A 1,809-nucleotide genomic window follows, 5' to 3' on the forward strand; every position below is an offset into this window, starting at 1 on the left:
CATAAGCTCCGTTAATTGGTGTTATGGTGCCAATCTGTTACCTTGATTACATATCTATTTGACAACATAATGTCAATAGCAATATAGGATGTCATATGCCTGATGCCAAGCGAACACCTGCCGGCAATGCCTTGACCGATCTCATTCTCGACCTGTTCAGGCTCAACAGCCGAATGCTCACATCGGGTGACAGGCTGGTCGCCGACCTCGGTTTGACGAGCGCCCGCTGGCAGGTTCTCGGCGCTGTCGTGACCGCCGAACGCCCTCAGCCGGTCGCGTGGCTGGCGCGCGATCTGGGAGCCAGCCGCCAGAATGTCCAACGGATCGTCAACGACCTGCATAGGGAAGGGCTCGTCGCCTTCGAGGCCAACCCGCATCATCAGCGTGCGCAGCTTGTCGTTTTGACTGACAAGGGAAGACAGACTTTCGATGCCGCGATGCATTTGCAGGCGCCCTGGATCGAAAACCTCGCGGATGGCCTGCTGGTCGAGGACATCAACACCACGCACAGGGTCATGACGGCGCTGCGGAAAAAACTGGAAGGCAACGATGAAGCTGAAGAGCAAGCCTGACGGTTGTGGCCCTGTGGCGGTTTCCTTCACAGGCTGAGCGCCGCGCTGATCCTCGCGCTGCCTCGCTCCGGCTACCGGGCGGCGAACACCATGGACACGGAAGTCCGCTTGCCTTGACAAATCCGGCCTCCCATGCGCTTTTCGCGCAAATTTTCAGGGCCGGGCCGCGATGCCTTGGCCGGCAACTAGAGCACCCCGGACTTTACCAATGACAATGCACCGTTACCGCAGCCATACCTGTGCCCAGTTGAGGAAGAGCGACGTCGGCTCGACCGTTCGCCTGTCGGGCTGGGTGCATCGCGTGCGCGATCATGGCGGTCTGCTCTTCATCGACCTGCGCGACAATTATGGCCTGACCCAGATCGTCGCTGATCCGGATTCTCCTGCCTTCAAGGTCGCCGAAACCGTGCGCGGCGAGTGGGTCATTCGGGTCGACGGCGAGGTCAAGGCGCGTTTGCCCGAGACCACGAACGCCAATCTGCCGACCGGCGAGATCGAGATCTTCGCCCGCGAGATCGAGGTGCTGTCGGCGGCCAAGGAATTGCCGCTGCCGGTGTTCGGCGAGCCCGACTATCCCGAGGATATAAGGCTGAAATACCGCTTCCTCGATCTGCGCCGCGAGACGCTGCACAAGAACATCATTGCGCGTACAAAAATCATCGCCGAAATGCGCAAGCGCATGGGCGAGGTCGGCTTCACCGAATTCTCGACGCCGATCCTCACCGCGTCGTCGCCCGAGGGCGCGCGCGACTTCCTGGTGCCGTCGCGCATCCATCCCGGCACCTTCTACGCGCTGCCGCAGGCGCCGCAGCAGTATAAGCAGCTGATCATGGTGTCGGGCTTCGACCGCTACTTCCAGATCGCGCCCTGCTTCCGCGACGAGGACCCGCGCGCCGATCGTCTCCCTGGTGAGTTCTACCAGCTCGACCTTGAAATGAGCTTCGTCGAGCAGGACGACGTGCTTTCGACCATGGAACCTGTCATGCGCGGGGTCTTCGAGACCTTCGCCAACGGCAAGCCGGTGACGCAGAATTTCCAACGCATCCCCTATAATGTGGCCATGCGCAAATACGGTTCCGACAAGCCGGACCTGCGCAACCCGATCGAAATGCAGGCCGTTTCCGACCATTTTCGCGATTCCGGCTTCAAGGTGTTCGCCAACATCCTGGCCAACGATCCGAAGGCCGAGGTGTGGGGCATTCCGGCAAAGACCGGCGGCAGCCGCGCCTTCTGCGAC

Annotated in this window: 2 protein-coding genes; both read left to right on the top strand. The window is 60.7% G+C overall.

The window, feature by feature from the left end; all coding sequences use genetic code 11:
• The first annotated feature begins 95 nt into the window (after positions 1–95).
• Complete coding sequence (locus EN906_RS32905; protein WP_127271416.1) at positions 96–572, top strand: MarR family winged helix-turn-helix transcriptional regulator; 477 nt, start codon at positions 96–98, stop codon at positions 570–572.
• 214 nt (positions 573–786) lie between these two features.
• The coding region (aspS, locus tag EN906_RS32910; protein ID WP_164777560.1) for an aspartate--tRNA ligase at positions 787–1,809 on the top strand (1,023 nt) is incomplete at its 3' end.

Source organism: Mesorhizobium sp. M7A.F.Ca.CA.004.06.1.1 (genome assembly GCF_003999135.1).
In the GTDB taxonomy this organism is placed as follows: Bacteria; Pseudomonadota; Alphaproteobacteria; order Rhizobiales; family Rhizobiaceae; genus Mesorhizobium.